At 60.6% G+C, this 26,903-nt stretch carries 21 protein-coding genes; 6 read left to right on the forward strand and 15 right to left on the reverse strand.

Translation table 11 applies throughout. The features are described 5' to 3' along the window. Positions 1 to 61 precede the first annotated feature (61 nt). The 9 genes from ACN2XU_RS16490 to ACN2XU_RS16530 are packed head-to-tail and all read right to left on the reverse strand — an operon-like array spanning position 62 to position 12,943. Positions 62 to 1,078, reverse strand: a complete 1,017-nt coding sequence (locus ACN2XU_RS16490) for an alginate lyase family protein (RefSeq protein ID WP_419411550.1) — start codon at positions 1,076 to 1,078, stop codon at positions 62 to 64. A 7-nt stretch (positions 1,079 to 1,085) separates the two neighbouring features. Beyond that, complete coding sequence (locus ACN2XU_RS16495) at positions 1,086 to 3,836, reverse strand: hypothetical protein (RefSeq protein WP_419411551.1); 2,751 nt, start codon at positions 3,834 to 3,836, stop codon at positions 1,086 to 1,088. Continuing rightward, complete coding sequence (locus ACN2XU_RS16500) at positions 3,836 to 5,149, reverse strand: alginate O-acetyltransferase AlgX-related protein (protein WP_419411552.1); 1,314 nt, start codon at positions 5,147 to 5,149, stop codon at positions 3,836 to 3,838. Before ACN2XU_RS16500 ends, ACN2XU_RS16495 begins: the two co-directional genes overlap by 1 nt. A 36-nt stretch (positions 5,150 to 5,185) precedes the next feature. Beyond that, positions 5,186 to 5,941, reverse strand: coding sequence for a hypothetical protein (locus ACN2XU_RS16505; RefSeq protein ID WP_419411553.1), 756 nt, complete (start codon positions 5,939 to 5,941; stop codon positions 5,186 to 5,188). Continuing rightward, positions 5,932 to 7,500, reverse strand: coding sequence for a right-handed parallel beta-helix repeat-containing protein (locus ACN2XU_RS16510; RefSeq protein WP_419411554.1), 1,569 nt, complete (start codon positions 7,498 to 7,500; stop codon positions 5,932 to 5,934). The genes ACN2XU_RS16505 and ACN2XU_RS16510 overlap by 10 nt, the downstream gene beginning before the upstream one ends. Next, positions 7,493 to 8,914, reverse strand: coding sequence for a mannose-1-phosphate guanylyltransferase (locus ACN2XU_RS16515; RefSeq protein WP_419411555.1), 1,422 nt, complete (start codon positions 8,912 to 8,914; stop codon positions 7,493 to 7,495). Before ACN2XU_RS16515 ends, ACN2XU_RS16510 begins: the two co-directional genes overlap by 8 nt. 22 nt (positions 8,915 to 8,936) lie before the next feature. Beyond that, the gene (locus ACN2XU_RS16520; protein ID WP_419411556.1) at positions 8,937 to 10,118 is read right to left on the reverse strand and encodes a hypothetical protein; all 1,182 of its coding nucleotides are present in this window, start codon (positions 10,116 to 10,118) and stop codon (positions 8,937 to 8,939) included. Positions 10,119 to 10,136: 18 nt separating this feature from the next. Further along, the gene (locus tag ACN2XU_RS16525; protein WP_419411557.1) at positions 10,137 to 11,612 is read right to left on the reverse strand and encodes a glycosyltransferase; all 1,476 of its coding nucleotides are present in this window, start codon (positions 11,610 to 11,612) and stop codon (positions 10,137 to 10,139) included. Positions 11,613 to 11,623: 11 nt separating this feature from the next. Then, positions 11,624 to 12,943 (reverse strand): nucleotide sugar dehydrogenase, encoded by a 1,320-nt coding sequence (locus tag ACN2XU_RS16530; protein WP_419411558.1) that lies wholly within the window; start codon positions 12,941 to 12,943, stop codon positions 11,624 to 11,626. 346 nt (positions 12,944 to 13,289) lie between these two features. Here ACN2XU_RS16530 and ACN2XU_RS16535 point away from each other — a divergent pair, with 346 nt between their 5' ends. Further along, entirely contained in the window at positions 13,290 to 14,219 is a 930-nt protein-coding gene (locus ACN2XU_RS16535; RefSeq protein WP_419411559.1) for a heparin lyase I family protein, read from the forward strand. Here ACN2XU_RS16535 and ACN2XU_RS16540 read toward each other — a convergent pair. Then, positions 14,216 to 14,398 carry a hypothetical protein gene (locus ACN2XU_RS16540; RefSeq protein WP_419411560.1) on the reverse strand — a complete coding sequence of 61 codons (183 nt, stop codon included), beginning with the start codon at positions 14,396 to 14,398 and terminating at the stop codon, positions 14,216 to 14,218. The two genes, ACN2XU_RS16535 and ACN2XU_RS16540, sit on opposite strands and share 4 nt — an antisense overlap. 693 nt (positions 14,399 to 15,091) lie before the next feature. On the opposite strand from ACN2XU_RS16540, the gene rimP reads away from it, so the two are divergent. Genes rimP through infB form a run of 4 tightly spaced genes read left to right on the forward strand, consistent with a single transcriptional unit; the run spans position 15,092 to position 20,414 of the window. After that, positions 15,092 to 15,658, forward strand: coding sequence for a ribosome maturation factor RimP (gene rimP, locus ACN2XU_RS16545; RefSeq protein WP_419411561.1), 567 nt, complete (start codon positions 15,092 to 15,094; stop codon positions 15,656 to 15,658). Positions 15,659 to 15,663: 5 nt separating this feature from the next. Then, entirely contained in the window at positions 15,664 to 17,277 is a 1,614-nt protein-coding gene (gene nusA, locus ACN2XU_RS16550) for a transcription termination factor NusA (RefSeq protein WP_419411562.1), read from the forward strand. Positions 17,278 to 17,285: 8 nt separating this feature from the next. Further along, positions 17,286 to 17,921: an RNA-binding protein gene (locus tag ACN2XU_RS16555; protein WP_419411563.1), complete on the forward strand. Its 636-nt coding sequence runs from the start codon at positions 17,286 to 17,288 to the stop codon at positions 17,919 to 17,921. A 9-nt stretch (positions 17,922 to 17,930) separates the two neighbouring features. Beyond that, positions 17,931 to 20,414: a translation initiation factor IF-2 gene (gene infB, locus ACN2XU_RS16560; RefSeq protein WP_419411564.1), complete on the forward strand. Its 2,484-nt coding sequence runs from the start codon at positions 17,931 to 17,933 to the stop codon at positions 20,412 to 20,414. Positions 20,415 to 20,517: 103 nt separating this feature from the next. Here the strand turns inward: infB and ACN2XU_RS16565 are convergent, their stop codons facing one another. From ACN2XU_RS16565 to ACN2XU_RS16580, 4 genes are all read right to left on the reverse strand, one after another. Then, entirely contained in the window at positions 20,518 to 20,652 is a 135-nt protein-coding gene (locus ACN2XU_RS16565) for a hypothetical protein (protein ID WP_419411565.1), read from the reverse strand. 172 nt (positions 20,653 to 20,824) lie between these two features. Next, a complete protein-coding gene (gene mutT / locus ACN2XU_RS16570; protein WP_419411566.1) occupies positions 20,825 to 21,223 on the reverse strand; it encodes an 8-oxo-dGTP diphosphatase MutT in 399 nt (132 codons plus the stop codon). Positions 21,224 to 21,277: 54 nt separating this feature from the next. Further along, complete coding sequence (argJ, locus tag ACN2XU_RS16575; protein WP_419411567.1) at positions 21,278 to 22,504, reverse strand: bifunctional glutamate N-acetyltransferase/amino-acid acetyltransferase ArgJ; 1,227 nt, start codon at positions 22,502 to 22,504, stop codon at positions 21,278 to 21,280. Continuing rightward, complete coding sequence (locus ACN2XU_RS16580) at positions 22,505 to 23,353, reverse strand: peptidylprolyl isomerase (RefSeq protein ID WP_419411568.1); 849 nt, start codon at positions 23,351 to 23,353, stop codon at positions 22,505 to 22,507. It abuts the gene before it with no gap. A gap of 173 nt (positions 23,354 to 23,526) precedes the next feature. Here ACN2XU_RS16580 and secA point away from each other — a divergent pair, with 173 nt between their 5' ends. Then, positions 23,527 to 26,247 (forward strand): preprotein translocase subunit SecA, encoded by a 2,721-nt coding sequence (gene secA, locus ACN2XU_RS16585; protein ID WP_419411569.1) that lies wholly within the window; start codon positions 23,527 to 23,529, stop codon positions 26,245 to 26,247. 413 nt (positions 26,248 to 26,660) lie between these two features. On the opposite strand, the gene ACN2XU_RS16590 is transcribed toward secA, so the two are convergent. After that, on the reverse strand, positions 26,661 to 26,903 hold a 243-nt coding region (locus tag ACN2XU_RS16590), incomplete at its 5' end, for a hypothetical protein (protein WP_419411574.1).

The raw sequence follows: 26,903 nt of genomic DNA on the forward strand, positions 1-26,903 counted from the left end.
TATGCAATGGGATACCGAAAATCCAGCCGTATTTTCTGCACCGCCGCATAAACTTGCGCCGTTACGGTTTCCACAGAAGGGTCTGGTTGCCACCGAGTTTGGAAAACGACAGCGGACGACGGGTTCGCGCCAGCGCCTCGGCCTCGCGATTTCCGCTAAGCAGGATGTAAGGTTCAAGCCAGGCCAGCTGGAAATCGTCCAGCGTATGGGTGCCGTCAAAGAAACTCTGCACCTTTCCGGTGATCGCCTCCGTCTTCTCTCCGGTGCTCAAGTCACTGAGGGTGAACGCCGCCGCACGATCCAGCGCGTTGTCGCACCGGTCCGTAAGAGAGACCCCCTGCCGCTCCAACACAAGCACCGAAGTCGCAAGCGGCGCCATGGCATGCAGTTGATAATGCAGTGCATATTTGCCCCGGCTCATCTCCTGCGGCAGACTGCCATCGTCGTTGGCGGAACAAAGGACGTAGGCGGTGGACCACGTCGCCCAGCTTCGCATGACGACATCGTCTGTCAGCTCCGCCGTTGCCCCCGCCGCGAGGCCGGCCCAGGCCCTCAGGTTGCCAGAGGCCGCGCCTGCCGGGGCATCTTCCCAGAACTGCATCTGCGCGGTCATGCGCCGCGTCAGCCACGCCCGGATCTCTTCGAGGCCGGCATAATCCGTGGTATGCGGCATCGCCTTGCCTGCGATGATGGCAAATGCAGCAAAGCGTGCCCCGATGGTCAGGCGCGTCGTCTCCGAACCCTGATCCGACAACGCGTCGGCCCGCGCCCATTCGGCCATCTGGCCAATCAGGCAATTTGCCTCGGTGCGCTTGCCCTCGGACGCCGCCTCCATCATCGAATCGAGACCACTTGCCAGATCGCGGATAAAGTCATCGAGCGGTCGCAAGGCGTCCTCCGTTTCTGCCTCTACCTCTTCGTTCACCGTTGCGCGGGCTTCGCCGCTGCCTTTGTAGCGGCTCTCGAACGAAAGGCTCTCGATTGGCTCTGGCGCCAGAGCGCAGCCGCCATCCTGTGCCAACCCGATCTGGGCGGCCATGACAAAGCAGAAGGTGAATAACGGCAGTTTGTGTCCCATGATGTCCTTACGGATTGGCGGCAGCTGCGATCAGGCGGGATAGTTCAGCGGCGCGCGGGTTACGGGCGGCTTTGGCGCGGTTCAGCCAGTCGAGCGCCGCCGCCGTGTCACGGGGCACGCCAAGGCCAAAGCCCAGCGCAAGACCCAGCTCGACCATGGCATCATCCTGACCACCCTCCGCCGCGCGGCGCAACCAATCAGCCACCACGGCGAGGTCCCTTGCGGTTTCCGCCTCGTCCTTGAGCAGCATGGCATATTTATAGCGGGCTTTCGCGTCCCCCGCCTCGGCGGCACGGCGGAACAGCTCCGCCACATCCCGGCTGTCGCGGACGATATCCTGCACGGCGGTATCCGCGATCCTGTACATGTGTAGACCCTCAATCAACGCCTGCCCCTGCGCCTCATCCAGCATCGCGCCAAGAAGCAAAGCCGCGCGGGCCGGATCAAAGGTCGGCAGGTCCGGGTCAGCGGTCAAATGATACAGGCGCAGCGGCGCCACAGGATCGCCATCCGATTGGCTGCGGGCCATCACATCGTCCGGACCCGGCGCGTTGCCTTTATCGAACAATGCAATCTGTTCGTCGGTCAGACGCAGTTTGGACAGGATATGACCGCCATCAAACTGCAGGATAACCTGCCGCCAGTGATTGGCCATGTCGGCATCACCGCGCAGGGCGTAGGCATCGCTGAGCTCGTCCGCGTCCTTGTTGCCGCAGTTCATCAGCGACACAGCGCGGTCGACGTAGTCATCAACCCTGTCATGCGGCAGGAACGGGATGGCGAACATCAAAGCAAGAAAATCGCCGCGCTCCTCGATCACATCCTTGAATTCGTCATAGACCTGCTTCGCACTCGCGGTGTAGTCCGCTGCGCTTGTGCTCTTGGCCAGAAGGCGGGACTTGAGCCGGATGGAGGCCCCCTCACCGCGCACACCGGCCATGGTGAGCATATGCAGCATCTCCCTGGCCACTTCGGGATCACGGGCCATATCCTCCGCCAATGCCACGGAAAGATCCAAAGCCGTGGTTACCCCGTTGTTGAGATAGACACGGCGGAAAAACTCGATCGCCAAATCCCACTCGGCGGGCGATTGCGCAAGATCCAGCTCCATACGGCCGAAGGTTTCCAGCGCTTTGTCCGACCGGCTGATCTGCTTGGCCCAATAGCGCAGGGCGCGATCTGCCGTCAGTGGATCGGACTGCATCCGCTGGCCGATCTCCGCGCGGGCTTGGGTGCGTCCTTCGAGCGCGTGTGTCTGCAACCGCGCAAGCCGCTCTGGCGACCGAAAGGGGCTGAGGGTCAGCGCATCCCCGGCGCTCAGGACCACGGACGGATCGAAGGTCGCGCGGTAGGAATCGCTCCAATGCGTCGCTTCACGCAGACGCGGTGCATCGTTCATTTGACAGCGGTACAGCGAATTCAGACGATCCATCGACGACACCATGCCGAACCGTTCCACTGTCTCAAGCAACAGGTTCTCCGCGCGATTGATCCGCACCGGATCATCGCGGTAGCGAACCAGCAACCCGGCCAGCATCTGCATGCCCTGCTCGTCCCCTCGCCGCACGGCCTCTTCGAGCAATTCCAGAACCTCCGGCTCGGCTCTCCAGCGCCCGCGCCGCTCGATCAGTTCCTTTGCAATATCGGTAAAGACAAACCCGGGGGCCGCAGGCAGCAGGGCCTGCTCGCGCAGGTATTGCAGGCGCAGGCTATCCTCGTTGATGACCAGCCCGTTGATCTTCAGGCCCAGTTCCAGATACGGGATCAGGCTGCGATGGACACGGCGACGATCCTGATCATGATTAAACCCGAGGATCTCTTCGAGGTCGTCTTCGGTGACCGCCCCGCTGGCCAGCAGTAGGCTCGTCTGTCGGTCGTCCGGCGCCACGCCCAGTTCCCGCGCGCGGGAAAGGTAGTGACGCATTTCATCGATGTCCTTCTGATCGGCATCGGCGTTCAGATGATACTCCACAACGCGCCACGCCGCTTCGGCCCCGCCCATATCGGCAGCAAAGCGGCGCCAAGCCTTGGCAATCTCGGGATTGGCGATGACCATCTCCCCCTTGATGTACTCCTGCGCGATCCGTTCGGCACGGGCGCAGACACCCGGATTCAGCTCGCCGAGAAGCCCACCGAAGGCCATGGTGATCGTCAGGTCCAGCGGTGCATCCCAGCCGTCGAGCGCCTCACCACGCGCCAGCATCTGCGCGATCTGCGCCAACGCGCGGGCGTTGCCGCCAAAGGCCGCTTCGCGCACCATTTCGCGGGCAAACGGGCGATCGACCGGGACACCGATCCCTTCGGTATAATAGCGGGCCAGTGTCAGCCGCTGATTGTTCGTGAGCTGATCTAGGCGCGCGCGCAGCTGAGGGATCAGGGCGCGGGCTTCGAGGTCGACCATCCGGCGGGCGCGCAGGTGCAGCGTGACGCGGGCAAACCGCTCGTCAATCCCGGCAAACTCAGGGTCCAGACGGGCTTTCCACGAGATCAGAGCGTCAATGAAGTCAAACCATCGTGCGGCGTCCTCTCGCTGCAGGCGGCGAATGTCCCGGTCGATAAAGTCGATCCGCAACGCGTCCGTCAACTCGATCTCGCCAAGCCCCTGTTCGGTGTTGATGTCCGCTTCACCAGGCGGCGGCGCGTTACAGACATTGCGCGGCGCAATGTTCGGCGGCAGGAATTCGATCGGCAAGGGTTCGGCCCGTACCACCTGGCACAGGGTCACAAAGGCGAAAGCCGCAAGAACGATCCGGCGCATTATTTTACCTCCGGTTCCGGGCAGGCAAAGAGCCGGGCCTCACGCCCGACATCACCTTCGGGAAGGATTTCAACCGAGGACAGCCCAACCGGCCAAAGTCCCGACATTGGCACGAAGAAGCGTCCGGTCAGCCAGGCGTCTTCATGACGATGGATCTGGCGGATGCGGCGGTGACCCCGCTCATTGAGAAAAACGAAGCGGACGGATTGGGTGTCCGTGCTGTCGCTGTCAAACCGCAGACTGATGTCTCGCCCAGCCAGAGCCGAAAGATCGGCCCGCAGCGCGCGGCCATCGGGCGAGGCAAAGACTGGCAGCGCGTCGGTACACTCCGGGCCAGCCGCCGCAATCAGCTCGCGCATGGGCTGATCGCCACCATCGGCGAGATTGTCCCGGATCGGATGCTCCCAAATCAGCAGATCCGGCCGCGCCGCCCGAAACGCATCCGAGGTCAGATAACTCGACATCGCGGCAAACGGCCCGCCCTCCGGAACCGTGTACTGCGCGACGGTCAACCCTGTTGCCGCCTGCAAGCGCTGTGCCAATCCGGTCGCGGGCGCGCCGCTCATTTCGGTTCCAATCAGCGCAATCCGTGCGAGATCGCCATCCTGCAACGCACCGGGCATTTGCCCGGCGTCCGTCACGATGCGCGGCGCGGTCGGGATCGGCAAAGAAGCAGAGCAGCTTTCCTGAAGATCAAGGCGCATGGTGGAAAACAGCGGCTCCGGCCCCGCCTCGCGGATCGTGAAGTCCGCCGCCGGATAATCCGCCACCCCCGCAATGACCTCTGCCAAGGCTTCGGAAAGCGCCGCTGCCCCATGTGAGGACAGACGCGGATCGGCGCCGAAGTAGGATGGCTGCGCCAATCCCGCCCGCGCCAGCGTTGCGCGTGCGTCGAGGGTGACGATGCCGCCTTCTGACAGCGCTTTCAGGCTCTGGTCATAGACAGTGGTGGCAACGTCGACATCATAGCCAAGATAGCGGGCCATCGGCGGCAATTGCCACGGCTGACCCAGTGCTTTCGTCGGCATCGGCAGGTAAACCAATGTCGTGCCACGCGCCGCCAAAGCTCGCGACAAAGCGGCGATCTGGGCCACGTTGCCCTCCGTCAACCCTTGGGCCATCATCAGGTCCGGGTCGATACGGTAGAACATCCCGCCGTCACCTTCGACGCTCGGCAAGGCGTCGGACTCGTAAAGCCCTTCACAGCCAAAGCCTGAGGATTGGGCCGAAACCGGCATGGCCAGCGACGCACAAAAGGCCAGCGCCAAAGCCGAGGCTTGCCCTGTTTTCGTTCGATGGACCTCGTGTGTCATGGGACAGCCCCCGCTCCCCTTGGTCATATCTCGCCCTTACCCGTCACCGGCATATCGTGTGTTCATCAAGACAAGCAGGTTCTCTGCCGTGGTCCTGATGCCAAGGTGGCGCGAGCCATACGCCTTCTCCAGAAGCCCGCGCGCCCGTTCAAGCGCTGCCTCGCTCGGCGCGTCCTGCGCCAGCAGGGCCGTGGCCATGCGCAGCTCCACTTTGCCGTCGGCGTTCTGCTCGCCTTGGGCGAGGATCTTCTTGCGCGTGCTGTCGCTGAGCGCACCAAAGAGCTTGTCCCGGCCGTTGAACACCACAACCGCATCCAGAGCCAGCGTATTTCCCGCCCAGGCATGGGCATAAAGGACTTTGATGTACTCGCGAATCCTGTCGCGCGGCTCGCTGTTCGGGTCCAGCAGCCGCATCGCTTCGATCATGTCAGGCAAGGTCCAGACTCGACCAGCCCCAACCGCGACCGCACTGTAGTAAGCCACGTCAGAGGCGCTCGACTGAGCCTTGCCCTGCGCGATCAACCGGCGGACATAGCGCTGCGCGGCAAGGCCATCGCCATGGTCCGCCAGCCGTCGCAGGCTGTCGTCCGGGACATCCTGTTTCGCGTGCATCGCGCGCCGCGCGCGGATCAAATCCGCAGGCAGTCCTCTCATGCTGCGTCTGTCCGGAGTGACGGTCACACTGATCTGCCGCGTTTCGGCATCGTCCGAGAACGGCATCGGAATGGTCTGCGCCTGCAGTGCGCCGGCCATCAGACAGCACAACAAGAACGCCCGAACCTTCATTGCCATGCTCCCGCATCACATTCTGGCGCCGTCAAAGCGTCCGGAAACCGGGTTTCCGCCGCGGTCAGAATCATTGGTGCGCGACCGTGGAGGTCGCGGGCAAAGTCCCGGTTTCGCGGCGTGATATCCCCATCCACAAGCCGCGGCATCTGGTTCGAGAAATCATTGCCGACAAGCAGGATTTCCCCGCCAGTCGCCGTGGCGAGGCCGGCCTCGTTGCCGCGCAACGTATTGGAGGAAATCAGGGTTTGCGCCTTGAGCGGTTGCGCCGAAACCCAGATGCCCGCGCTGCCACTGCCACTGATCGTGTTCCCGTCGATCTGGACGCCGTCGCTGGACCGGATATCAACGCCCTTCTGGCGGCTGTTCAGCACAACATTGTCGCGTAGGATTCCGCAACGCGTCCGGGAAAATTTGATTGCGCCACCGCTACGGCGCCAGATCACGTTGCCACCAACCTCGACCCGGTCGCTGGACCCTTGCACCAGTATCCCGGAGCGGTCCCCTTCGAGCAGCACATTTCCCCGCACAACCGCCCTGTCAGATCCGGCGAGGACGCGAATGGCGTTGGTCGGGCCATCGCCGAAAAAAAGGTTGCCCTCCAGCCGCGCATTCAGGGCTGACGACAGCAGAAGCGCGTTGTGGCGCATGTCATAGAAACGGTTCTTGCTCACCAATGTCCCGTTTGTCCCCGCAATCGACAGGGTCTGCACGTCTTCGAAGTGGCTGCCGACGATACGGGTCGGCCCTGTGGACGGCATCAAGGCGTGCGCAACCACGGACACCCCGGAAAACTTTGGCGTATTGCCAAACCCCAGCCCTTCGAAACTGGCCCCGTAGGCCTGCAGGGAGCCCCCGCCAGCGATGGTCAGGAAGGGAACGAAGTCCTTGCTGGTTGCGTGTGGTCCGCCCTGTGACGAGATCCGGGCGCGATCAATCTCGACCCGACCGAAACTGATGATGAACGCGCCATCCGGTCGGCTGAGCTTCAGGCGATCATGCGGCCCCAAACGCAGCACCGTGTCTTCCCAAAGCACAACAGGCACCCGCAGGACATCCTGCCCGGCGCGCATGTCCTGTTGCAGCCCCGTCGCGCGCAGCATCTGGCGAATCCGGTCCAGGGTGACGACACCGCCGCGAATGGTCAGCGCATCCGTCTTGCCCCCCGGATGCGCCAGCAGCAAGTCGAGGTTGTCCTGCGACCCCTGCACCTGCGCCAGCAGCGCAAGCGCCGTTCGGAAGGTTTCGACGGAGGCGTGTGCGGGCGGCTCGGATGCCGGTTCGGCGGCCAACGACCGTCTCGCATCGTGCGCGCCAAAACCGGGCTTCGGCAATTCGCTGGTCAATCCGTCCAGCCCTGAGCGAAAGAGAAGCTGCGCCAGAGGCAGGCGCCGGGCCGTCGCATCTTCATGCAGCAAATCAGAGAGGCTGCGCAGTCGCTGATCCAGCTCGATCAGGGCGAAATCCGGGGCGGCGCGCAGCGGCGCCGGCGCCAGAAGGCTGGCGCAGAACAGTGTCACGGCAAAAAGCGCCGCGACCATATCCCGCGCGGCCACCCTAGGCATTGCTTGCCATGGGAAGGGACACTGCGCCCACATCGAGTTTTTCCAAGGTCACAAAGAGTAGTTCGGCCTTGTCATCGCCGCTGTTCACGATGCGAACCTCGCCATTCTCATCGGCATAAATGCGCCCGCCTTCCGTGGCCGTCTTGCTCCATCCCGGACCGGAGGCATGCACCGTGCCCTGCACGACGATGACCTGCCGATTGCGTGGACCCTTGTCGAGGATGACCGTCCGGCCAACGTCGATTTCCGCCGTCCCAAGATGAAACTTGTCAGACTCCACCAGTCGCGCGACTTCTTTCTGCTTTTCGAAGGGCACCATGGCGGGCTTCGCCTCGGCGTGGACTTCCGTCTCGGTACGGTGGCTCGCCTTGAGTTGTTCGACCACTTTCTTGACGCTTTGTGTCTCGTCCATGCGCGCGACCAGGAGCGCATCCGGCGTGTCGATCACGATCACATCCGTCAGCCCCACCACGCTCACAAGACGGCTGTCTGCACGCACCATGGTGTTGACCGCGTCCAGCGCGATCACATCGCCCTGCAGCACGTTGCCGTTCTGATCCTGCGGCGAGATGTTGTACATCGCCAACCAACTGCCGACGTCGTCCCAGCTGACATCCAGCGGAGCCAATGCAATGCGGTCGGTCTTTTCAAAAACCACACCTTCGGTCGGCTCTGAGGCCGCTTCGGCAAAATCGGCCTCGTTGAGGTAGAGCGCATCGGGCGTGTCAGATCCAAACTCGACAGAATCCGCCACATAAGCCGCGGTGCGCGGATCAAACCTGGCGTATTCGTCGATGATGGTGCGGGCGGAAAACATCGACAATCCAGAGGCCCAATAGGCCGCTTTGCTGTCGATCAGCGCCTGTGCCTCTTCGGCGGGCGGCTTTTCGACAAACCCGCCAACCTGGCGAATCGCCTCATATCCTTCCATCGGACCGGCGTCCGTGATGTAGCCAAACCCGGTTTCCGCATAGCGCGGCGGAATGCCGAAGGTGATGATGTGTCCGGCCTGCGCGGCGGGAATGCAGGCTTCGATGGTCTCTGTCAGCGGCCCGGAAATGATGTGATCGGCAGGGACCACGACGAACAGCGCGTTCGGATCCTTTCGGGAGATCGCATGAGCAGCGGCAAGCACGGCAGGACCGGTATTACGGCCCATCGGCTCACAGATGATCTGTGCATTCGACTGGATCTCGCGCAGCTGTTTGACCACGGTCCCGCGATGCGTGACCCCGGTAACGATGACCGGATCGTTGTAGACCGGGCCCGAGTGACGCTGCACCGCAACCTGAAAGAAGGTCGACGATTCAGGTCCGCTGATCTTCTGGAATTGCTTCGGACTCTGCGTGCGCGACAGCGGCCAAAGCCGCGTCCCTTTGCCACCGCAGATGATCAGGGGATAGATGGTCGTCATGGAGATGCCTCGCTTCTCATGCTCAAAGCCCTGGAAGGTTTTTCGACAGCCGCAGACGCGCGGTCTTGCCGATATCCTCAGTTGTCAGAGCTCCATCTTCCGGAACAAGATCGACTGGCACGTAGAGATCACCGCGCAGACTTGCTGCGGTGGTCGCTTCGCTGGCGATGACACGGACGGGAATGCTCCTCCCGTCATTCAGATCCATGGTAACCATGTCTCCGTTCATCGCCCTGTTCAGCCCTTCTATGCTCATCAGAGTCTGTGCTCTGACTTCAGAAGTATTAACGAAAATTGTCAGAATTAAGTCTGTTTGAAGGACAGTTGCGCCTTCAATTATTCCTTTTGAAACAACGGCTTCACACTCGCACGGCATAGTGAAATTCAGCACGTCTCCGGTGTTTGCGTTAATAGAAAATAACACGTCCCCCTTCGCGGCGGAGGGATTGAGATAGCTGATCTGTCCGGGCGCCGTTGCGCGCATCATCTGGCCTGCCCGCTCAACGAAAACCGGGTGCATTTCGTGCGCCGTGGTGTAGCGTTTGAACAGAATGAAAGCCGCCGCAACGATCAACACACAGGAAAGAGCCGCGACAGAAATCGACCGGACACGATCGAAAATTGACTGTTTTGCGGTCTCGCCCTTTGGCTGCTTGGGCTCGGTTGGTCCGGTGTAGCTGACCATCCCGTCGATGGTGACGAAATCACCCGCAATGAAGCTGTTCAGAATGTATCGCAGCTGTGGCAGGTGCTCGCCTGTCGGATTGGCAAACTGGAAAACCGATGCACCATCGGAAGCCTCGGAGAGCACGGTCACTTCGGGGTGCAGAGTGATCGAGAAGGTCTCGAAGGTGAAATGCAGAACCGCGATGTGGCGCGATCCGATGCCAAGCGGGCTTCCCTGATCAGCAGTCGCCCGGATCTGCATCAGTGAGATGCTCTCTCCGGTATAGCGCTGGCCGTTTATCGAAATCGAAAACGGCAGGTCCAGCAACGGATGCTCATCATCGTAACCGAATTCCGGCGGTAGCGGCTTGGGCTGCTCAGGGCGTTCGGACACCGGCGTGTCGCTGTTGCCGTAAGCATAGTGCACGCTCATACCGGCTTGAACGACGTCCTGCGGAATCGCCGATTGCGGCGCGTCGACCGGGTTTCCAATCTTGTCCGGATCGAGCGACTCAGTGCGAAAAATGTCATTTGCCATCTGTTTTACCCCGCGATCCTATTCCACCGTGTTCAGAAACATGATCGCAACTGTCAGCCATGACAGGGCAAGCGCATGGTGCGCGAAGGATTCCCAGGCTTTCACCCGGTCATGAAGCGACAGCTTTGCGCCGCCACCTCCGCTGCCCTGCCGCGTCCATTTCTGTTTATCGAGGCGGAAAAGAACAAATGTCTTGATGATTGCCCCCGCGATCTGCCCAAAGAACAGGATCGCCGGATGCGTGACGGGAAACCACTCCCCGTTGAACAATGCGATGATCACGCAAAAAAGATATCGTGTCGCCATGACCCAGGCGATGTAGAGCGGGATCACGGTCGGAGAGACAGTGATTGCTGCAATGAGTACCGAAATCGGACCGACAAGCGTCGTCCACATGGACACCCGTTGATCGAGGATCGACCACCATGTGAAAAACCCGATCTTGCGCGGCGATTCCCGCAGTGCGCGCCCGTTTGTGCGCATCATGTTGCCGAACCAGCGGACCATGAGCGTTTTGGCGCTGTCGTAGAAGGTATCGCGGGGCTGGCCTTCGGCGGACTGGCTCTGCACATCCGGCAGATACGCCATCTGATAGCCATTGCGCAGCAGCCAATACCATGTGGACTTGTCGTCACCGGTGAGAAAATTCACCCGGCCCAGACGCCAATGATCAAGGTAATCTTGTCCCACGCCTTTGATGAACCCTGGCTGGGTCGCGAGGTTGGCGCGGAAAACGGACATCCGGCCCGTCAAAGTCAGCACCCGATTGCCGAGACCCATGGAACACATCATCACCTGCCGCTGGTTGAAGCGGAGGGTGAACCAGTCCTTGAACAGGTTCTGCTTGTCGATGATCGCCGCTTCATCGGTGGTGAGCGCGCCCATGCGCGGATCAGAGAAGAACGGCGCTGATTGCGCCCAGATATCGCGCGGAACCACGGTGTCCCCGTCGACAAAAACCATGATGTCGTCTTTGGTCGGCGCCTTGTCCGCGAGGATGCGCAGCGCCTTTTCCATGGCGTCGCGCTTGCCCGAGGATTTGATGCGGTCAATGATCAGCTCGACGTTGCTCATGTCGAATCTGGATGAGGCATAGAGCTGGCGGATCAGCCGCACGTCCTTGCCGTCCACAGCCGAGACCACGATGGTCGCGCCATCGCGCACCCTGGACGCGGCTTCGAACAGGCGGCGGTAGACCATGATGGTGACGTCGATATCCACCATGTAGGTGGTGACCATGAAGTAACAGTGCGATTTCACACCGCTTTTCCAGAAGCGCGCATTGTGGCGGCGCTTCCAGACGGGATATTTGATCCTGCGGAAGTAGATGGCGCGCGCAAAGTTGGTAAGAGCCCAGCTATAGCGCCACATGCCCAGAAACCCCACAACGAAGACCGCGTTGGACGCATTATGAAGCTCCCCCAGGAAACCCTGGGGGACCACGGACACCAGAATATAGATGACCGAGAAGTAAGCGATATGTGTGAGCGCCATCATCAGCCGCGTTACCAGCAGATGCCTTCGTAATTTTCAGAGGTCACCATGTCGCGATGCAGGCGGGTCAGATCGACAATCGGGCGCCCCTTGGCGGCAGCCTTCAGCTTCTCGACGGTCTCGTTGTAGTAGTTGCCCACGAGAACCGCGCCACTGTCATTGATCAGCTTGTCGAGATCACCGACCAGACGCCCCTGCAGGTTCGGCACGCTTTCGTTGCCACGGCCCGCACCGGGGGTCCCGCTGTCATAGGCTTCCTTGACGAAGGGGTCGTAGATGTCGACCTCGATGCCCTTGTCGATCAGGCGCGCCGCGAGGCTGACCAGCGGGCTTTCGCGCAGATCGTCGGTGCCCGGCTTGAAGCTGATGCCGACAAAGCCAACGCGCTTTGCGCCGCTCTTTTCGACCATCTTCTCGGCGCGGGCGATCTGGGCCTCGTTAGCTTCCAGAACCGCGTTGAGCAGATGCGACGGCGTGTCGTTCTGTGCTGCGAGGTGGCGTAGAGCGCGCACGTCCTTGGGCAAGCACGAACCGCCGAAGGCAAAGCCCGGACGCATAAAGTATGGCGACATGGCCGCCTTCTTGTCGCTGCAGAGGATCTCCATGACGGACTGGCCGTCGATGCCACAGGACTTGGCGATGTTGCCGATCTCGTTGGCAAAGGTCACCTTGACCGCGCGCCATGTGTTGGAGGTGTATTTCACCATCTCTGCGGTGCGGATATCCACCTTGTTGATCGCGCAGGGCATGTCCTTGTTCAGCTCCGCGAGGATTTGCCCCGTGGGTTCGTCCATAAAGCCAAAGACCACCAGACCGGGATCATAGCTGTCGGCAATCGCCGTGCTTTCACGCAGGAACTCGGGGTAGTAGCCAACGCCGAAGTCCTGGCCCGCAGTCTTGCCGGAGGTCTGCTCCAGTACTGGAATGCAGGCGCTCTCTGTCGACCCGGGCACGATGGTCGAGCGGATGACGACGGAGTGGTACGCGTCTTTTTCTTTAAGCGCCTTTCCGATGGTTTCGCAAACCGACGTTACATAGGACAGGCCAACCGAGCCATCCGGTGCGGAAGGGGTGCCGACGCACACAAAGGAAAGATCGGTTTCGGAAATCGCCTTGGCGAAATCGCTGGTTGCGCGCAGCTTGCCGCAGGCGACCATTTCACGAACGAGATCGTCGATACCTTCTTCGACGATCGGGGACATTCCCGCGTTGATGGCGTCGATTTTTCCTTGGTCGACATCCACTGCGATCACATCGTGGCCGTCCTGCGCAAGACACGCAGCCGACACAACTCCGACGTAACCAATGCCGAAGACACTGATCCTTGCCATTATATTTGCCTCAATCTTGTTAACACTGTCTGACGCAGTGCTTTTTGATTGTGTTCAGTATGAGGCAGAATTGTTGCCGGGCAAGCATGCCGCCGAAAAGGCGTTAACTTTTCGTTTATTGTGGTCAAGTGGTTACAGTTACTCAGTTTTCGCCCGAAATTTCCCCGGCTATCCTTATGAGGTAGAGCAATTGGAAAAGCCATTTGTTAACAAACCATTAACAATAGAAAGCTATCGGTTCCGGCCATACTCTTGAACAACTAGACTTGGTGGATTGCACCATATTTCGTAGGGTCGTATAGTTTTTCGACATTATATTGACGGCCCACCACTCGGAGTGAAAATCATGGGAGCGACCCGGCTTGGCGCCCTGCTTCTCGCGCTTTTCCTGCCCGCATGCGTTCCGTCCTTTTCGGATTTTGACGCCTTTGGACGAGATCCCGAGCAGGCGCCGAGGGGCTACGAGAGATTTTTCAGCCCCTACCCTCACAATTTTCGCTACGCATCCAAAGCGCTCGGAGCACCTGTCCGGCGCGGCGAACGGTCCGAGCGCTACGAGCTTCGCACCGGCGACTGCGGCGGAAGCGACTGCGGCAACCCGCGATATCGCGCCGAAATCCGCCTGACCAGTGAGCGTGAGATCGGCAAAGTCGGTACGGAAACGTGGTTTGGCTGGAGCTTTTACAATTCGAGCATTCCCAGCTTCACCCGAAGGGACTCGCTTCGGCTCGTGTTTGGACAGTGGACCATGGGCGGCGATGCCAGCCCGGCGATCCGCCTGATCCAGCTTGGCACGGACGAGGGCAATTGGAAGACATGCCGCCCGGCGATCTGCAGCGGCCCGGAGCGCGAGGCAGGCGATGTTGTGGTCCAGCTCGAAGACCTGCGGCGCACCTTCGATTGGGGCGAGCAGGAAAACGAAGGCTATGTCTGCCGCCTGTTCGACATGGCCGCCAATCGCGGCCGCTGGGTCGATCTGGTCATGCAGACGAATTTCTCCCAGACAACCGATGGATATTTGAGGATCTGGGTCAACGGATCGCTGAAGTGCGACTACGCCGGTCCGATCCTGTCACCGCGCAGCCTTTTCGAGGGCAATCAGCCGGGACATCGTCGCGGCATCTTCTCCAGCTACACGACCCGCTGGACCGAAACATATGGCACACGGCCCAAGCCCACGCTGGTGGCCTACTATGACGAGTTCCGGATCGGCGCGACCCGCGAAGATGTCGATCCGCGCTGGATCGAAGCCGAGGGCCGCGCACCGCTGGATTAAACGGCGAGGCGCACCGTGGTGCCATCGGGATAGCTGAAAACGATCGCGTTGCCGACCCGGCTCACTTGCGCCTTCCCGGCGAAGCGACCGGTTTGGGGCACGACCTTCATGACGGTCTCATCGGCCAGCGGCAGAATGGCGAGGGATTGGTTCGGGACCGTGTGACATTCGGTACGCATCGGGGCAGCTCCTGGTAAGTCGAAAGCAAAGTCACATGTGTCAATCTGATCAAGCCAGATGAACGCCGTCAGCCGGGCAGATCGGCTTCGTCAAAAACCCTCGCAAGAACCACGCGGTCCACGACTGCAAGAGCCACCATGGCAAGAAGAAACAGCATCGCTTCACTCCCTTTCTTTTTGCCCCCATTCCCGGCTCCGAGCAATATCATTCAGGGCGGGAATGTGGCGAGAAAACTTGATTTTGACCGAAATTTGGCGATTTCACGGCGGAATTGATCCGACATTCCGAACAGTGCCACGCCTTGGTTAACACTGTCCCAAGATGCGCGCCAAACTCTGTGACACCCACGCCGAATCATGGTTAAAACAAGGCCGCCGAAAACCACGATGCGGCGCGCTGAACGGCCCCGTAGGCGCCTCTTTCTCCATGACGTCAGAACCGGACCACCGATCGACGGGTACGCATCCAATCCATCGCAGCGAACCTTTGGCACCACCGTCGGCCAAAGCGATGTGTGAAGCGGCTGGATGAATCTTCTTGCACTTGGGAAAAAGGGGGCCTATATCCGCTTTCAACAGCGAGGCGCCGGGTTTCAAACCTGCCGTCCACCGGAAGCATGTAACGGGCCGCTGGCCCGTTTTTTTGTTTCTGACCAACCGCACGATCCAAAACGCCCGAAAGGGACGCGTACAATGAACGATTTGATTGCCAAGACCTCAATCGACAAGCGTCTGGCAGAGATTTTGACCCCGGTGATCAAGGACATGGGCTTTGACCTTGTCCGGATTCGCCTGATGGGCGGCAACACACCGACGTTGCAGATCATGGCCGAGCGCCCCGAGGGCGGCATCGAGGTGGACGAATGCGCCGCCATCAGCACCGCCGTCAGCGCCACGCTCGACGTCGAGGACCCGATCACCGACGCCTATAATCTCGAAGTGTCCAGCCCGGGTGTCGACCGACCGCTGACACGCCTGAAGGACTTCGAAACCTACGAGGGTTACGAAGCGAAAGTGGAAACCGCCGATCTGATCGACGGGCGAAAACGCTTTCGCGGTATCCTTGCCGGTGTCGAGGACGGCGAGGTGCTGATCAACATGGACGAGGGCACCGTTGGCCTGCAATTCGACTGGCTGGCCGAGGCCAAGCTCGTCATGACCGACGAACTGATCAAGGAAATGCTGCGCGCCCGAAAGGCCGCTCCCGTTGACGAATCCCAATTTGACGAGATCGAGGCCGACCGGCCTCAGGAGGAGTAACACCGATGGCAATCACCTCTGCCAACCAGCTTGAGCTTCTGCAGACCGCCGAGGCCGTGGCCCGCGAAAAGATGATCGACCCCGGTCTGGTCGTCGAGGCGATGGAAGAGTCCCTCGCCCGCGCCGCGAAGTCGCGCTATGGCGCCGAGATGGACATTCGCGTCTCCATCGACCGCCGCACCGGCAAGGCGACCTTCACCCGCGTCCGCACCGTTGTCGAGGATGACGAGCTGGAGAACTACCAAGCCGAGTTCACCGTGGAGCAAGCCAAGCAATACATGGCTGATCCTGTCGTTGGTGACACGTTTGTCGAAGAGGTGCCCCCGGTCGAGCTTGGCCGGATCGCCGCGCAATCGGCCAAGCAGGTCATCTTGCAGAAGGTCCGCGAAGCCGAACGTGACCGCCAGTTCGAAGAGTTCAAGGACCGCGCGGGCACCATCATCAACGGTGTCGTCAAGCGCGAAGAATATGGCAACGTGATCGTCGATGTGGGCCGTGGTGAAGGCATCCTGCGCCGCAACGAGAAGATCGGCCGCGAGAGCTATCGTCCCGGCGACCGCATCCGTTGCTACATCAAGGATGTTCGCCGCGAGACCCGTGGCCCGCAGATCTTCCTGTCGCGCACCGATCCGCAGTTCATGGCCGAACTGTTCAAGATGGAAGTGCCGGAAATCTATGACGGCATCATCGAGATCAAGGCCGTGGCCCGCGACCCCGGTTCGCGCGCCAAGATCGGCGTTATCTCCTACGATGGCGGCATCGATCCGGTCGGCGCCTGTGTCGGCATGCGCGGCAGCCGCGTTCAGGCCGTTGTAAACGAGCTCCAGGGCGAGAAGATCGACATCATCCCGTGGAACGAGGACATGCCGACGTTCCTCGTCAACGCGCTGCAGCCTGCTGAAGTGTCGAAGGTGGTTCTGGACGAAGACGCCGAGCGCATCGAGGTCGTGGTGCCGGACGAACAACTGTCTTTGGCGATTGGTCGTCGCGGTCAGAACGTGCGCCTTGCGTCGCAACTGACGGGTCTCGACATCGACATCATGACAGAGGAAGAGGAATCCAAGCGCCGTCAGAAAGAATTCGAAGAGCGCACGCAGCTGTTCATGGACACGCTCGACCTCGACGAATTCTTTGCGCAGCTGCTTGTCTCCGAGGGCTTTACCAACCTCGAAGAGGTTGCCTATGTGGAACAGGATGAGCTGCTCGTGATCGACGGCGTCGATGAAGACACCGCCAACGAGCTGCAGACCCGTGCGCGCGAATTCCTCGAAGAACAGGCCCGCAAAGCGCTCGAATCCGCCCGTGAACTCGGTGCCGAAGACAGCCTGATCAGCTTTGAGGGGCTGACCCCGCAAATGGTCGAGGCTCTGGCCAAGGACGACGTCAAGACGCTGGAAGACTTTGCGACCTGCGCGGACTGGGAACTGGCCGGTGGCTGGACCTCCAGCAACGGGCAGCGCGTGAAGGATGACGGCCTGCTTGAGCCCTATGGCGTGACACTCGAAGAGGCGCAGACCATGGTCATGACCGCGCGCGTTCTGCTGGGCTGGGTCGATCCGACCGAGCTGGAAGAAGAGGAAGAGCCGGAAGACGGTGAAACCGAAGAGAGCGAGGCCTGAGCACGACCATGAGCCGAGGGGGCCACGATAAAGACCGCGAGGACGGTCCGGAACGCAAATGCATCGCAACCGGCGAGGCACAGCCCAAATCCGGACTGATCCGATTTGTCGTCGGCCCCGAAGGCCAAATCGTGCCGGATCTGGCTGGAAAACTGCCCGGACGCGGCCTATATGTTGCGTCGGATATTGCTGCGCTGGAAAAGGCTGTGAAAAAGAGCCTGTTTTCCCGCGCGGCAAAACAACCGGTGACCGTGCCGGACGCCTTGGTTCAGACCATCGAACAGATGCTGGCCAGGCGCGTGATCGACCTGATCAGCCTTGCAAGAAAGTCGGGCGACGCGGTGTCGGGATACGAAAAGGTGAAGGACTGGCTCTATAAGGATGAGGCTACTGTCCTGATCCAGGCCGAAGATGGCTCGAGCCGCGGCAAGTCGAAACTGAGTACGCCATATGGCGGAACCTATATCGGCTGGTTGACAGCAGACGAGCTTGGGATGGCCTTCGGGCGACAAACTGTGATACACGCGGCGCTTGGCGCTGGCGGTCTGGCGCGTCGTGTTGTAGAGGATGCCCAACGATTGAAGGGTGTACGTGTCGGAACGTCCGACGCGGATCGCGCTGGCAGGGGCCAGCGGAAAGGATAAAGAAGCTTCATGAGCGATAACGACGGTAAGAAAACATTGGGTTTGCGCGGAGGCGCCCGCTCGGGGAACGTGAAGCAAAGCTTCAGCCACGGACGGACCAAGAACGTCGTGGTGGAAACCAAGCGCAAGCGAGTCGTCGTGCCCAAGCCGGGTGCGGGCGGCGCGAAAGGTGCGGGCGGTAGCTCCGTCGGTGGCACCGGCGCAAAGCGACCGGCGGGCATTTCCGATGCGGAGATGGAACGCCGCCTGAGGGCCTTGCAGGCCGCAAAGGCCCGCGAAGTCGAAGAAACCGCACAGCGTGCGGCAGAAGAAAAGGCCCGTGCAGAAGAGCGTGACCGCCTGCGCGCCGAGAAGGAACAAAAAGAGCGCGAGCAGCGCGAAGCCGAAGAGCGCGCGAAGGCCAAGGCCGACGAAGAAGAGCGCAAGGCCCGCAAAGCCGCCGAAGCCGCAAAAGCGGCCGCCGCCGCTCCGGCGCCCGACGAAGCGCAGCGTGCACCTCGTGCACCGAAGGAAAAGGAAGCCCCGCGTCGCACCGCCCCGCCACAGGACCGCGAAGATCGCAGCCGTGGCAAGAAAGGCGCTGGCGACAGTGGCCGTCGCTCTGGCAAGCTGACCCTGAATCAGGCGCTTGGTGGCGAAGGTGGACGTCAGAAGTCCATGGCCGCGATGAAGCGCAAGCAGGAGCGCGCCCGTCAGAAAGCCATGGGTGGCGCCCAGCAGCGTGAGAAAGTCGTCCGCGACGTTCAGCTGCCCGAAGCGATCACGGTTGCCGAACTGGCGAATCGGATGGCGGAGCGCGTCGCTGATGTTGTGAAATCGCTGATGAACAGCGGTATCATGGCGACGCAGAACCAGAGCATTGATGCGGACACCGCCGAACTGATCATCGAGGAATTCGGCCACAGGGCGACCCGTGTTTCCGACGCTGATGTCGAGGACGTCATCAAGGAAGTCGAAGACAACGAGGAAGACCTGAAGCCGCGCCCGCCCGTGATCACCATCATGGGCCACGTCGACCACGGCAAGACATCCCTGCTTGACGCCATTCGCGATGCGAAGGTGACGGCAGGCGAGGCTGGCGGTATCACGCAGCACATCGGCGCCTATCAGGTCACCACCGATAGCGGCACCGTTCTGTCCTTCCTCGACACCCCGGGCCACGCTGCCTTTACCTCCATGCGCTCGCGCGGCGCTCAGGTGACGGATATCGTAGTTCTGGTTGTTGCGGCGGACGATGCGGTCATGCCGCAAACCGTCGAAGCCATTAACCACGCCAAGGCGGCGAAGGTTCCGATGATCGTTGCGATCAACAAGATCGACAAACCCTCCGCCAACCCGACGAAAGTTCGGACCGATCTGCTTCAGCACGAAGTGGTCGTCGAAGAGATGTCGGGTGACGTTCAGGACGTGGAAGTCTCCGCGATCTCCGGTCAGGGTCTGGACGAACTGCTTGAAGCCATCGCGCTGCAAGCAGAGATCCTGGAACTGAAAGCCAATCCTGATCGCGCCGCCCAGGGCGCCGTGATCGAGGCCCAGCTGGATGTGGGCCGCGGTCCCGTCGCGACTGTTCTCGTGCAGAACGGCACGCTGCGTCAGGGCGACATCTTCGTGGTGGGTGAGCAGTACGGCAAGGTTCGTGCGCTGATCAACGACAAGGGCGAGCGCGTTTCCGAAGCAGGTCCGTCGGTTCCTGTCGAGGTTCTTGGCCTGAATGGTACACCGGAAGCAGGGGACGTGCTGAACGTAACCTCCACCGAGGCACAGGCCCGCGAGATCGCCGAATACCGCGCCAATGTCGCCAAGGAGAAACGCGCCGCCGCCGGTGCCGCGACGACCCTTGAGCAGCTTATGCAGAAGGCCAAGGAAGACGAGAACGTCAGCGAGCTGCCGGTTCTGGTCAAGGCTGACGTGCAGGGTTCTGCCGAGGCCATCGTGCAGGCTTTGGAAAAGGTCGGCAACGACGAGGTTCGCGTGCGCGTGCTGCACTCCGGTGTCGGTGCGATCACGGAAACCGATGTTGGCCTTGCCGAAGCGTCCGGTTGCCCGGTGATCGGCTTCAACGTGCGTGCCAATGCGTCGGCCCGCAACACGGCCAACCAGAAGGGCGTCGAGATCCGCTATTACAGCGTGATCTACGACCTCGTCGATGACGTGAAAGCGGCAGCCTCTGGCCTGCTGTCGAACGAAATCCGCGAGAATTTCATCGGTTACGCGAACATCAAAGAGGTGTTCAAGGTCACTGGCGTTGGCAAGGTTGCCGGCTGTCTCGTGACCGAAGGTGTTGCCCGCCGTTCCGCCGGTGTGCGCCTTTTGCGTGACAACGTGGTGATCCACGAAGGCACACTCAAGACGCTCAAGCGCTTCAAGGACGAGGTGGCCGAAGTCATCTCTGGCCAGGAATGCGGCATGGCGTTCGAAAACTACGACGACATTCGCCCCGGCGATGTCATCGAAATCTTCGAGCGTGAAGAGATCGAACGGTCGCTCGACTGACCGTCCTGGTCGAGCCCCTTATGAAAAAGAAAAGGCGCCCGGATCCGGGCGCCTTTTCTTTTGGTGCGTACAGTTCTGATGAAGCGGAGCCGGTCCGCTCCAATCAGGCAGGCTTACCGACAGGCAAGCCCGTGAAAATATTGTTACCAACACGAACAGTGATGCGGCCATCCGGCAGCGTCTTCTCAAGAAGACCCTGAACTGACACGCAACTTCCCAAAATTACAGTGCGCAGCATGACATTTTCTCCCCCATGTCAACGAGTGAGACCAAGATAATCCAATTCCGTGAATGAATCTATAAATGACCTTTAAAAAACAGTCACAAAAGCCCACAAAATTGGCGGAAATTTTGTGCTTATGCTCATTTCGGTAACAATATTACCTCCACACCCCAAGATGGAAGATATGTCACAGCCAATCCCGGAGAATCGGTATCAAGGGAATATCGGCCGGTGGCATCGGGTAATCGCGCAGCCGGGTCGGCGCGACCCATTTCAAGACCTGCCCCTCACGCGCCTGCGGGATACCCTCCCACTTTCGACACGCGAACAACGGCATGAGCAGGTGGAAGGTCTCGTAGCTGTGCGAGGCAAAGGTCAGCGGAGCGAGGCAGCTGGCCCAGGTATCAATGCCAAGTTCCTCCTGAAGCTCGCGGATCAGCGCGTGCTCCGGTGTCTCCCCCGGCTCGATCTTTCCACCGGGAAATTCCCACAGCCCGGCCATGGACTTACCCTCGGGGCGCTGTGCAAGCAGCACACGGCCGTCGGTGTCGATCAACGCGACCGCGGAGACAAGTACAGTTTTCATAGGGGGCCTCGGGAATTTGGCATTCGGACCATCCCGAAGGATGGCCCTGTAGGATCAGGAACGGTAATCCGCGTTGATCGAGATGTAGCCATGGGTCAGATCACAGGTCCAGACCGTGGCCGCGCCGCTGCCGAGGCCGATGTCAACGGTGATGTCGATGTCCGGCCTCTTCATCAGGGCGGCGCCGTCGGCCTCCTTGTAGCTTTCCGCCACCCAACCTTTCTGGGCAACCATCACATCGCCAAATCGGATCGACAGACGATCCCGGTCCGCCGCAGCGCCAGATTTACCGATGGCCATCACGATGCGACCCCAGTTCGGGTCTTCCCCGGCAATTGCGGTCTTGACCAACGGCGAGTTGGCGATGGCGAGCGCATGAGTGCGCGCATCGGCATCGGACGCCGCACCCGTGACATTGACCGTGACAAACTTTGTCGCGCCCTCACCGTCGCGCACCACCTGATGCGCCAGATTCCGCATGACCTCGTGCAGCGCGGCCTCGAAGGCCGCCTCTCCGGTTACGTCCACGCCAGAGGTTCCCGTCGCACCCATCAGCAAGGTATCAGAGGTGGATGTGTCGCTGTCGACCGTGATGCAGTTGAAGGTCCGCTCGTTGATCCGGCTGACCATGGCCTGAAGGTCCGCGCGTCCGATCCTGGCATCGGTAAAGATATAAACCAACATAGTGGCCATATCGGGCGCGATCATACCGGACCCCTTTGCGATTCCGGCGATGTGTACCCTCTGGCCTTCGATATCCACGGAGGTTGTCGCCCCCTTGGCAAAGGTGTCGGTCGTCATGATCGCCTTGGCGGCCATGTCGAGCGCACCCTCGTCGAGCGCGCCATTCAGCTCTTCGAGCTTGGCGATGATGCGGTCGTGCGGCAAACGCTCGCCGATCACCCCGGTGGAGCTGGTAAAGACCCGCTCCGTCGGGAGACCCGTGATGCCGGAAACCGCGTCACAAATCGCGGCGACCGATCCCTCGCCCGCCTTGCCGGTAAAGGCGTTGGAATTGCCCGAATTGACCACAATGGCAGCGCCGGCCTGGCTGTCCTTGCCGATCTTGGCCTGGCAATCCAGCACATTGGCAGAGCGTGTGGCCGAGCGGGTAAAGACGCCGACCATGACGCTGCCCGGATCGAGCAGCGCCAGCATGACATCCTTGCGCCCCTGGTACCGAACGCCCGCCTCCACGGCGGCGAACCGCACGCCGGGAATGACGGGAAGTGTCGGGAAAGCCTCTGGCGCCAGCGGCGAGACGGACGTTATTTTAGCCAATTACTTCTCCAGCAAGTCAGTTTGGTTCAGGATCGACGGATCAATCGAAGAGTTGTCCTTGATCGAAACGTCTGCCGCCGCGACCTGAGTGTCAATATAGCTGGAAACCGCTTCTTGCTGCAGCGTCCCCATGATCTGCTCGCGGACGTCCTCCAGGTCCGGCGCGTCCTGCGTCCGGCTGTCGTTCAGCCTGATCACGTGCCACCCGAATTGCGTCTGGATCGGACCCGTGATTTCACCGGGGCTCAGGCTTTCGACCGCGACCTGGAAGGGCTCGACCATCATGCCAGCGCTGAACCAGCCAAGTTCGCCGCCATTCGGACCGGACGGCCCCGTGGATTTGGCCTTGGCCGTCTCGGCGAAGTCTGCTCCCCCCTTCACTTCTGCAAGGATTGCAGTCGCTTCCTCCTCGGTTTCCACGAGGATGTGAGACGCGTTGAACTCCTGCCCCAGCTCACCTTCGACGTACTGCGCCTGATAGGCCCGCTGGATGGCTTCTTCGCTCACGGCCTGCTCGGCCACTTTTGAAATCACTTCGGAAGCCAGCAACGAGCGCCGCTCGTTTTCCATGCTCAACCGGACACGCGGTGTTTCCTCGGCCAGAATATCCTGCGCCAGGGCTTCCTGCTGAACCAATTGATCCAAAATTCCTTTCCACAGAACATCCGCGGGAAGCTGCTGGTATTGCTCCGGCAATCCGGCGCGCACGGTGATCATATGGCCAAGCGTGATGTCCGTGCCGCCCACCGTTGCAATGACGGTTTCGGCTGCGGTGTCTTGGGCCCATGCGGGCAGCGCGCCAGAGATCGCAACGGCAGCAGCACCAAGAATCGTGAGGGTTTTCGACATCTGTATTGTCCTTCAAGACAGGGCCGCGACAAGGGCGGCGTTGACACTTTCCGGCCCGCCCCTTACATGCGCAAAAGGCTCTGCGTGGCCGGTCGTTCCCCTGTTTCATATGGGCTGTGTGCGAGGCGAGCAAGCAGATGCCGCACACGAGGATGGGAACAGGTACAACAGGCATGCTGGGAAAAATCGCGCGAAAGGTGTTCGGCACTCCGAATGACCGCAAGGTCAAGGCCACCCGCCCCCTGGTGGAAAAGATCAATGCGCTTGAGCCCGAGTTCGAAAAACTCGATGATGCCGGCCTGATCGCCAAGACCGAAGAATTCAAGAAGCGTGTGGCGGAGGGCGAAAGCCTTGACCACATTCTGCCCGAAGCCTTTGCCAACTGCCGCGAAGCCGCCAAGCGGGCGCTTGGCCTGCGCGCGTTTGATGTGCAGCTCATGGGCGGGATTTTCCTGCATCAGGGCAATATTTCCGAGATGAAGACCGGCGAAGGTAAAACGCTCGTCGCAACCTTTCCCTCCTACCTCAACGCGCTGACCGGGCGCGGCGTTCATATCGTGACGGTGAACGACTACCTCGCCAAGCGCGACGCGGAATGGATGAGCAAAGTCTATACCGCGCTCGGCATGACCACCGGCGTGGTCTATCCGCGCCAGCCGGACGACGAGAAGAAGGCCGCCTATGCCTGTGACGTGACCTACGCCACGAACAACGAGCTCGGCTTTGACTATCTGCGCGACAATATGAAGTCTGAACTGAGCCAGATCAATCAAAAGGACCACTATTACGCCGTCGTCGACGAGGTGGACTCGATCCTTGTCGACGAAGCGCGGACTCCCCTGATCATCTCCGGCCCCGCCGATGACCGATCAGACCTATATCAGGGAATCGACAAGCTGATCCCGGAACTGACCGAAGAGCATTACACTATCGACGAAAAGACGCGGAACGTCACCTTCACCGACGAAGGCAACGAATTCCTCGAAGAGCAGTTGCGCGCGCGCGGCATTCTGCCCGAAGGCCAGACGCTCTACGATCCGGAGAGCACAACGGTTGTGCACCACGTGAATCAGGGCCTGCGTGCCCACAAGCTGTTCACGCGCGACAAGGATTACATCGTCCGCGATGGCGAAGTCGTTCTGATCGACGAATTCACCGGCCGCATGATGGCGGGACGCCGCCTGTCCGAGGGTCTTCATCAGGCCATCGAGGCCAAGGAAGGCTGCCAGATCCAGCCGGAAAACGTCACCCTCGCCTCCGTGACCTTCCAGAATTATTTCCGTCTTTACGACAAGCTGGGCGGCATGACCGGCACGGCTGTGACCGAAGCCGAGGAATTCATGGAGATCTACGGCCTTGGCGTGGTCGAGGTTCCCACCAACCGGCCCATCGCCCGGATCGACGACGATGACGCTGTCTATCGCACCGCCCGCGAAAAATACGACGCCATCGTGAAACAGATTGGCGAATCGCATGAGAAGGGTCAGCCGGTCCTCGTCGGCACCACCTCCATCGAAAAATCCGAGATGCTGAGCCAGCTGCTCAAGGCCGCAAACCTACCGCACAACGTGCTCAACGCACGCCAGCACGAGCAGGAAGCCCAGATTGTCGCCGACGCGGGCAAGCTTGGCGCGGTGACCATCGCAACCAACATGGCCGGTCGCGGCACCGACATCAAACTCGGGGGCAACGTTGACTTCCAGATCATGGAAGCCATCGCCGACAACCCCGAGCGTGACCCCGAAGAAATCCGCAAGGAAATCGAAGCCCAGCACGAGACCGACGAACAGGCGGTTAAGGACGCGGGCGGGCTTTATGTTCTGGCCACCGAGCGTCACGAAAGCCGCCGCATCGATAACCAGTTGCGCGGCCGCTCGGGCCGTCAGGGCGACCCGGGCCGGTCGTCCTTCTACCTCTCGCTCGAAGACGACCTGATGCGTATTTTCGGCTCTGAGCGCCTTGAAAAGGTGCTCTCGTCTCTCGGTATGAAAGAGGGCGAGGCGATCGTACACCCTTGGGTGAACAAATCGCTGGAGCGCGCGCAGGCAAAGGTTGAGGGCCGCAACTTTGACATCCGCAAGCAGCTGCTGAAGTTCGATGACGTGATGAACGATCAGCGCAAGGTGATCTTCAGCCAGCGCCGTGAAATCATGGAAGCGCAGGATCTGTCAGAGATCGTGCAAGACATGCGGCACGAGGTCATCGATGAGCTGGTCGACGTCTATGCGCCGCCGAAGGCCTATGCCGATCAATGGGACGTTCAGGGCCTCTATGCCGCCTGCATGGAGAAACTGGGCCTCGACCTGCCGGTAATTGCTTGGGCCGATGAAGATGGAGTCGATCAGGACACGCTTCGCGAGCGCCTGGAAGCGGCGTCCGATAAGTTCATGGCGGAGAAAGCAGAGGCCTTTGGCCCCGAGACCATGCGTCAGATCGAAAAGCAGGTTCTTCTACAGACCATCGACGGAAAATGGCGCGAGCATTTGTTGACACTGGAGCATCTGCGCTCGGTTGTCGGTTTCCGAGGCTATGCGCAGCGGGACCCGTTGAACGAGTACAAGACAGAAGCCTTCCAGCTTTTTGAAGGCCTGCTTGAAGGGCTTCGTGAGCAAGTCACCGCGCAGCTGAGCCAGGTTCGCCCGATGACCCAGGAAGAGCAGCGGGCCATGATGCAGCAGCTCGCCGCGCAGCAATCCGCGATGCAACAGGCCGCCCGCGACGCGCAGGCCCAGCATGAGCCGGTTCTGCCCACCGGTGAAGATGAAGGCGCCCGTCAGGCCGCGGCCGGATTTGACGAAAACGATCCCGCGACATGGGGCAATCCCGGTCGCAACGACCTCTGCCCATGCGGATCGGGCGACAAGTTCAAGCATTGCCATGGGCGCCTGACCTAAGTCCAAACAGCTGAAGAAGACGGTCGAGTTTGTCCCAAACCGAGGCAAGTTTGTCCCCAGGTCTGTCTGTATTTAGAGGGCGCCGCGAGGCGCCCTTACTTCATTTGGCACCTGGCGTTTAGGACAAATTAATTCACTTCCAAGCCAATACTTACCGCCTGTACTGACATTGGTCCTCCAATCCGCAGCTCCGCCTGAGAGACACCATGGCACCGCAGGGCGGCACACATGCGATGACGGCGGGCTCGACCGGCTTCAATAAGTGCTTGGCCTTTCACACACCGCCGAACGATCCTTCCCGTTCCGCAAATCACTGGTCGCCTGACGACAGCATGGTTTCGTGGTCTCGAGGACTACGTTTGAGCCTCGAACAAGGCGTCGCCAACAAAGAGCATTGAAGCCAGGAAATCGATCTATAATCGGGCGTTTCCTCCCAAAGGGCTTATTTCATTGAACAACTCCCCCTTGATCGAAGTGCTCTCGGCTGATTCACTTTCAGCATAGGGTTGGAGGATCGGCGATGATGGGACCGCGGCGGGAGGCGCAATCGGCGTTGTTTTAAGAGTTCTCGCGCGCGGATGTTTTAATAGTTCTCGCGCGCGGATCACGTGCCCCGGAGCCACCTGCTGCGCTCCATCGACCGGTTCGTTGATTTG

The organism is Pacificoceanicola niger (assembly GCF_048553275.1).
GTDB lineage: Bacteria > Pseudomonadota > Alphaproteobacteria > Rhodobacterales > Rhodobacteraceae > Pacificoceanicola.